This window comes from Pseudomonas sp. (genome assembly GCF_041601375.1).
In the GTDB taxonomy this organism is placed as follows: domain Bacteria; phylum Pseudomonadota; class Gammaproteobacteria; order Pseudomonadales; family Pseudomonadaceae; genus Aquipseudomonas.
The window spans coordinates 1-7,109 of the sequence record NZ_JBFIIG010000203.1; the positions used below are offsets into that span (position 1 = coordinate 1).

Below are 7,109 nucleotides of genomic sequence, written 5' to 3' on the forward strand. Positions count from 1 at the left end.
CATCAGCTACAACGGCATCAGTCATGCGGTGATGATGGTCTCGCCCTCGGCGGTGGAAGACTTTATCGCCGGTTTCAGCCTCAGCGGCGGCCTGGTCGACTCCATCGACGAGATCTACGACATCCGCCTCACGCGTAGCGGCGCTGCCCTGAATGCCGAGGTGGAGATCAGTAACCGTGCGTTCTGGGCGCTCAAGCAGCAGCGCCGGCAGTTGGCCGGCACCAGCGGCTGTGGCCTGTGCGGGGTGGAAGCGCTGGAACAGGCCCTGCCCAAACTCGCGGTGTTGCCGGCCCATGCCCTGCCGCCGCCCGCCCACCTGCATGCGCTACGCGATCGCCTCGCCGAAGCCCAGCGTCTGGCCCGCCACAGCGGCGCGCTGCACGCCGCGGCCTTCGTCGATGGCAGTGGCGAGCTGCGCCTGTGCCGCGAGGACATCGGCCGCCACAACGCCCTGGACAAGCTGATCGGCGCCCTGCTGCGCGAGCCCTTGGAGCCCTGCCAGGGCTTCGCCGTGGTCACCAGCCGCTGCAGCCTGGAGCTGATCCACAAGGCGGTGCGCGCCGGCATCGGCACCCTGGTCAGCCTCTCCGCCCCAACCGACCTGGCCACGGACTGGGCGCGTCGCCATTGCCTCAACCTGATCCACCTGCCGCACCGCAGCGCCCCACGGGTATATAGCCCGGCGCCGCCAGCCGAGGCTGCAGACTGAGCCAAGCCGAAACAGCTCTGCCCCTGCTCTCAAACCGCTCTGACGCCAGGGCGGCAAAGGCTGACTCGCTGCCCGTGGGGTGGGGCCGAATAGCCGTTGTCAGCCGCTACGAGCCCCTTGATGGCGGGGCGTTCTCGAACCCGGGTAAAGCGTTGGCCGCACAAGCGGGCGCAGGGGAAGAGCGTCTGAACGATAGTGCCGGACGTCACGCCGCCGCCTAGTGAATCGTCAGTAGGACGGTGCCGCGATTCGTTCGACGCTTACCTGCATGTGCAGTAATTCAACCGGATCGCCGAACTGCGTGTAGATGGCCACGTCGGCCGCGTCGCGCCCGTAGGCGACGGTAATCCTGCCGCCTTGCTCATTGTCCTGGGTTGGATCAAAGGTGTACCAGCGCCCGCCCACGTAGGCCTCGAACCAGGCATGCAGGTCCATCGGTTGCAGGTTTTCCAGGTAGCCCACGACCATGCGCGCCGGAATCGACAGCGCCCGACAACAGGCAATCCCCAGATGCGCCATGTCCCGGCAGACTGCCTGTGACCGCTCGTTGACCTCGCAGGCGCTGATGATTTGCTGACCCGCTCCGGGCGTATAGGCGATGGTCCGGCGAATGTACGCCACGATCGCGCTGCATTGATCGTAGCCAGGCAGCCGCCCGGCAACGATGGACGCGGCCAGCTGGGTGCAGCGATCAGACTCGCAGAAGCGGCTGGGCAGCAGGAATGGCAGGGTTTCTTCGGGTAACTGTTGCACCTCGACAAAGTAGGCGCCGGGCGCTGTATCGGAGGCTTCGGCGGCCTCGACATCAAACGAGGTGTGGACCGCGAATTGCCCGGCCGGCGCCATCAAGCGCTGGCAAAGGTTGCCAAATGGGTCGGTGAACTCAACCGCCGATACGCTGGGCGTCAACAGGTATTGTTCGCGGCCGACCCACTGCTGCCAGCCACTGCGTGGCCGCAGCATGAAGATAAACGGCGTCGCAACCGGGCTATTGAATTCAAGTAAGCAGGTAGCACGCATCCACATAGAAGGCCTATAGCGTTGCAGAACGGTTTAGGGGCTGCGGCACGCAGTCCCCGTGAGCCAAGCGAGCGATTTGAGCGCGGTGGAGAAGGAGCATGCCCGCGCATTAGCGGCTCACCTTAAGCCCTAGTCGCTTCTTGCCGTGTGCTGAGAGACGCGTTGAGGGAGAAATTCGATAGGAATGACAGCCAACCCAAGCAGCAGGTGCTGCCGGCCGATTCCTGTCAGAAACTATGCCATTCGAACGGACGCTGTCTAGGGCGAATCGGCAGAGCGCTAAACCCACTTGCACGGCTAGTGCCGCCGCATCGACCTGCACGACCAACGCCACCGGCCAGCTCGCCATGGCCAACGGGCGCGTTCCAGTTAGCCAAACCCCGCTGCTTGCGAAATTCCATAGGGGGCCTCCTCGCCGCACTTGCCTTGAATCCTGCGGCGCCTGCTCGAGATAAAACAACAAGCCCGCAGGATGCGGGCTTGTTGTTCAGCGCTGCACCCGGCCGAGGCCAGGAATCAGGCGCTCTTGGCCAGCGGCTCGATCTGCTCGCGCAGGCCCTGCATCGCCTCCAGGGCGAAGGGGCTGAGGCCTTCGCCGGCGGTGGCGTCGAGGTGGGCATAGAGCGCGGTGCGCATCTGCGGATCCCATTGTTTCTTCAGGTGCAGGGCGAAGTCCGCGCGCGCCTGCTCGGGGTCGGGCTGGGAGGCGAAGAAGGCGCCGATCTGGTTGGCCATCTTGATCAATTGTGTGGCGTTCATGCCCATCTGCGAACCTCTGGCGGTCGAAGAGCTGAAAAACAAGGGCGGCGGACGATCACCCGGATCGCCCGCCGCCAGCGGCGCTTAGAGCTGGGTAACCTTGATCCGTGGCAGCAGGTCGAGTTGCTCCTTGGTAAAGGCGTGGAACTCGTCCTGCCACTGCGAAGGCGCTTCGACCTTGCTGATCTGCACGGCGGTGACCTTGTACTCGGGGCAGTTGGTCGCCCAGTCCGAGTTGTCGGTGGTGATCACGTTGGCACCGGATTCCGGGTGGTGGAAGGTGGTGTAGACCACCCCCGGCTGCATCCGTTCGGTGACCACCGCGCGCATCACCGTCTCGCCGGCGCGGCTGTTGATCGCCACCCAGTCGCCGTCGTTGATCCCGCGGTCCTCGGCATCCACCGGGTGCAACTCGAGGACATCCTCGGCATGCCAGGCACTGTTCTCGGTGCGCCGGGTCTGCGCGCCGACGTTGTACTGCGAGAGGATCCGCCCGGTGGTGAGGATCAGCGGACGCTTGCGCGAGGTGCGCTCCTCGGTGGCGATGTACTCGGTGACCATGAAGCGGCCCTTGCCGCGCACGAAGGCGTCCTCGTGCATGATCGGCGTGCCTTCCGGCGCGGCGTCGTTGCACGGCCACTGGATGCTGCCCATACGGTCGAGCTTGGCATAGCTGACGCCGGTGAAGGTCGGCGTCAGGCTGGCGATTTCGTCCATGATCTGCGACGGATGGCTGTAGTTCATCGGGTAGCCGAGGGCATTGGACAGCGCCACCGTCACTTCCCAGTCTTCCTTGCCGGCCAGCGCCGGCATCACCTTGCGCACCGGCGAGATGCGCCGCTCGGCGTTGGTGAAGGTGCCGTTCTTCTCGAGGAAGGAGGCGCCGGGCAGGAACACATGGGCGAACTTGGCGGTTTCGTTGAGGAACAGGTCCTGCACCACCACGCACTCCATGGCCTTGAGCGCATCGGTGACGTGCTGGGTGTCGGGGTCGGACTGCGCCGGGTCTTCGCCCTGGATGTAGATGCCCTTGAAAGTGCCGGCATGCGCCGCCGCCAGCATGTTGGGAATGCGCAGGCCCGGCTCGTCGAGCAGGCTGACGCCCCAGGATTGTTCGAACTGCGCCCGCGCCAGCGGGTCGGAGACGTGACGGTAGCCGGGCAGCTCATGGGGGAAGGAACCCATGTCGCAGGAGCCCTGCACGTTGTTCTGTCCGCGCAGCGGGTTGACGCCGACGCCGGCGCGGCCGATGTTGCCGGTGGCCATGGCCAGGTTGGCGATCGCCATCACGGTGGAGGAGCCCTGGCTGTGTTCGGTCACGCCCAGGCCGTAGTAGATCGCTGCGTTACCGCCGGTGGCGTACAGACGCGCGGCGGCGCGCACCGTGGCGGCCGGCACGCCGGTCAGTTCCGCCATGGCCTCGGGGCTGTGCCGCGGGTCGGCGACGAAGGCGCGCCATTGCTCGAAGGCCTCAGTCTCGCAGCGCTCGGCGACGAAGGCCTCGTTGACCAGATTCTCAGTGACGATGACGTGAGCCAGGCTGTTGAGCAGGGCGACGTTGCTGCCGGGACGCAGTTGCAGGTGATGGTCGGCCTTGACGTGCGGGCCGCGCACCAGGTCGATGCCGCGCGGGTCGGCGACGATCAGCTTGGCGCCCTCGCGCAGGCGCCGCTTGAGCTGCGAGCCGAACACCGGGTGACCGTCGGTGGGGTTGGCGCCGATCACCAGCACCACGTCGGCGGCCAGCACCGAGTCGAAGTCCTGGGTCCCGGCGGATTCGCCGAGGGTGACCTTGAGGCCGTAACCGGTCGGCGAATGGCAGACCCGCGCGCAGGTGTCGACGTTGTTGTTGCCGAAGGCGGCGCGCACCAGCTTCTGCACCAGGTAGGCCTCTTCGTTGGTGCAACGCGACGAGGTCAGGCCGCCGACCGAGTCGCGGCCGTACTGCGCCTGAATGTCCTTGAAACGCTTGGCGGTGTAGCTGATCGCCTCGTCCCAGTCGACGGTGCGCCACGGCTGATCGATGCTCTCGCGGATCATCGGCGCGGCGATGCGATCCGGGTGAGTGGCGTAGCCCCAGGCGAAGCGGCCCTTGACGCAGGAGTGGCCGTGGTTGGCGTGGCCGTCCTTGTTCGGCACCATGCGCACCACTTCGTTGCCCTTGATCTCGGCCTTGAACGAGCAACCGACACCACAATAGGCACAGGTGGTGGTCACGCTGCGTTCGGCCTGGCCCTTCTCGATCACCGTTTTTTCCATCAGCGTGGCGGTCGGGCAGGCCTGCACGCAGGCGCCACAGGACACGCACTCGGAGTCGAGGAAGTCCTCGTTCTGCCCGGCACTGACCTGCGAGTCGAAGCCACGGCCGCTGATGGTCAGGGCGAAGGTGCCCTGCACTTCTTCACAGGCGCGCACGCAGCGGTTGCAGACGATGCACTTGGCCGGGTCGAAGGTGAAATAGGGGTTGGACTCGTCCTTGGCCTCGGCCAGGTGGGTCTTCACCGGGTCGTAGCGCACTTCGCGCAGGCCGACCACGCCGGCCATGTCCTGCAGCTCGCAGTTGCCGTTGGCCGAGCAGGTCAGGCAGTCCAGCGGGTGGTCGGAGATGTACAGCTCCATGGTGCCGCGACGCAGCTCGGCCAGTTTCGGGCTCTGCGTGCGCACCTTCATCCCGGCTTCCACCGGGGTGGTGCAGGACGCCGGGAACCCGCGGCGGCCTTCGATTTCCACCACGCACAGGCGGCACGAGCCGAAGGGCTCGAGGCTGTCGCTGGCGCACAGCTTGGGCACGGCGATGCCGGCCTCCTGGGCCGCGCGCATCAGCGAGGTGCCGGCCGGCACGCTGATCGCCTGGCCGTCGATTTCCACGGTTACCGGAGCGCCGGTACGGGCAGGGGTGCCATAGTCGAGTTCACGAAACAGGGCCATGTCGGTATCTCCGGTTCAGCGAGCTGCGGCTGCGTCTTTCGACACGCCGAAGTCTTCGGGAAAGTGATTGAGGGCGCTCAGCACCGGGTAAGGCGTCATGCCGCCGAGGGCACAGAGCGAACCGCCGAGCATGGTGTCGCACAGGCTCTTAAGCAGTTCGATGCGTCCCGGCTGCGGGCCTTCCGAGCGGGCCACAATGATCTGCTCGAGCAGCTCTTCGCCGCGGGTCGAGCCGATCCGGCAGGGCGTGCACTTGCCGCAGGATTCGATCGCGCAGAACTCCATGGCGTAGCGCGCCATATGGGCCAGGTCGACCGTGTCGTCGAACACCACGATGCCGCCGTGGCCGAGCACCGCGCCGAGGGCCGCGAAGGCCTCGTAATCGAGCGGCGTGTCGAATTGCGATTCCGGCAGGTAGGCGCCGAGCGGGCCACCGACCTGCACCGCGCGAATCGGTCGGCCGCTGGCCGAGCCGCCGCCGTACTCATAGAGCAGTTCGCGCAGGGTGACGCCGAAGGCCTTCTCGATCAGGCCGCCGCGGGCGATGTTGCCGGTCAGCTGGATCGGCAGGGTGCCGAGCGAACGGCCCATGCCGTAGTCCTTGTAGTAGGCGCCGCCCTTGTCGAGGATAATCGGCACCGAGGCCAGCGAGATCACGTTGTTGATCACCGTCGGCATGCCGAACAGGCCCTCGATCGCCGGCAGCGGCGGCTTGGGTCGCACTTCGCCGCGCTTGCCTTCGAGGCTTTCCAGCAGCGAGGTTTCCTCACCGCAGACATAGGCGCCGGCGCCGCGGCGCAGGTGCAGGTGGAAGCGCTGGCCGCTGCCGAGGATGTCGTCGCCCAGATAGCCCTCGGCATAGGCCGTGGCGATGGTCGCCTTGAGCGCCGCCTCGGCGTGCGGGTATTCCGAACGCAGGTAGATATAGCCCTCGGTGGCACCGACGGCCAGGGCGGCGATGGTCATGCCCTCGATCAGCACGAAGGGGTCGTCTTCCATCACCATGCGGTCGGAGAAGGTGCCCGAGTCGCCCTCGTCGGCGTTGCAGACGATGTACTTCTGCGCCGCTTCGCAGCCGGCCACGGTGCGCCACTTGATCCCGGTGGGGAAGGCCGCGCCGCCGCGTCCGCGCAGGCCGGAATCGAGCACCTCGGCGATGATCGCCTCGGCGCCGATTTCCAGTGCGCGCTTGAGGCCGCGGTAGCCGTCATGGGCGATATAGTCGGCCAGCGACAGCGGATCGGTGATCCCGGCGCGGGCGAAGGTCAGGCGCTCCTGGCGCTTGAGGTAGTCGATCTCTTCGGTCAGGCCGAGGCCGAGCGAATGCTCGCCGCCGTCGAGGAAACCGGCCTCGAACAGCCCGGCGACGTCGCGGGCCTTGACCGGGCCATAGGCGACGCGCCCGGCCGGGGTGGCGACTTCGACCAGCGGTTCCAGCCAGAACAGCCCGCGCGAACCGTTGCGCACCAGCTTCACGTCGAGGTTGCGCGCCTTGGCTTCGGCGACGATGGCCTGGGCCACCTGATCGGCGCCCAGGCTCAGGGCGCTGGCATCACGCGGGACATAGACGGTGATTGGCGAATTCATGCACGTGCCTCCTGTTCTTCCAACAAGTCCAGCAGATCCTCGACATCGACCCGGCCGTGCAGCTGGCCGTTGAGCATGGCGTTCGGCGCACAGGCGCAGTTGCCCA

5 protein-coding genes are annotated in these 7,109 nt (G+C 66.5%); 1 reads left to right on the forward strand and 4 read right to left on the reverse strand.

Going from position 1 to position 7,109, the window contains the following annotated elements:
• Positions 1-709 (forward strand): formate dehydrogenase accessory sulfurtransferase FdhD (gene fdhD, locus ABZE94_RS18905; RefSeq protein ID WP_372877390.1); only part of this gene is annotated, 709 nt, incomplete at its 5' end.
• Positions 710-937: 228 nt separating this feature from the next.
• Here the strand turns inward: fdhD and ABZE94_RS18910 are convergent.
• From ABZE94_RS18910 to ABZE94_RS18925, 4 genes are all read right to left on the reverse strand, one after another.
• Positions 938-1,729 carry a transglutaminase domain-containing protein gene (locus tag ABZE94_RS18910; protein WP_372877391.1) on the reverse strand — a complete coding sequence of 264 codons (792 nt, stop codon included), beginning with the start codon at positions 1,727-1,729 and terminating at the stop codon, positions 938-940.
• A gap of 516 nt (positions 1,730-2,245) precedes the next feature.
• A complete protein-coding gene (locus ABZE94_RS18915) occupies positions 2,246-2,488 on the reverse strand; it encodes a formate dehydrogenase subunit delta (RefSeq protein ID WP_372877393.1) in 243 nt (80 codons plus the stop codon).
• 84 nt (positions 2,489-2,572) lie between these two features.
• Positions 2,573-5,416, reverse strand: a complete 2,844-nt coding sequence (gene fdhF / locus ABZE94_RS18920) for a formate dehydrogenase subunit alpha (protein WP_372877395.1) — start codon at positions 5,414-5,416, stop codon at positions 2,573-2,575.
• A gap of 15 nt (positions 5,417-5,431) precedes the next feature.
• Entirely contained in the window at positions 5,432-7,003 is a 1,572-nt protein-coding gene (locus ABZE94_RS18925) for a formate dehydrogenase beta subunit (RefSeq protein ID WP_372877397.1), read from the reverse strand.
• Positions 7,004-7,109 lie beyond the last annotated feature (106 nt).

Excerpts from the sequence above, each read along its gene's own strand:
- ABZE94_RS18910 (WP_372877391.1), bottom strand. The coding sequence starts at position 1,729 with ATGCGTGCTACCTGCTTACTTGAATTCAATAGCCCGGTTGCGACGCCG.
- ABZE94_RS18915 (WP_372877393.1), bottom strand. The coding sequence starts at position 2,488 with ATGAACGCCACACAATTGATCAAGATGGCCAACCAGATCGGCGCCTTC.
- ABZE94_RS18925 (WP_372877397.1), bottom strand. The coding sequence starts at position 7,003 with ATGAATTCGCCAATCACCGTCTATGTCCCGCGTGATGCCAGCGCCCTG.
- fdhF (WP_372877395.1), bottom strand. The coding sequence starts at position 5,416 with ATGGCCCTGTTTCGTGAACTCGACTATGGCACCCCTGCCCGTACCGGC.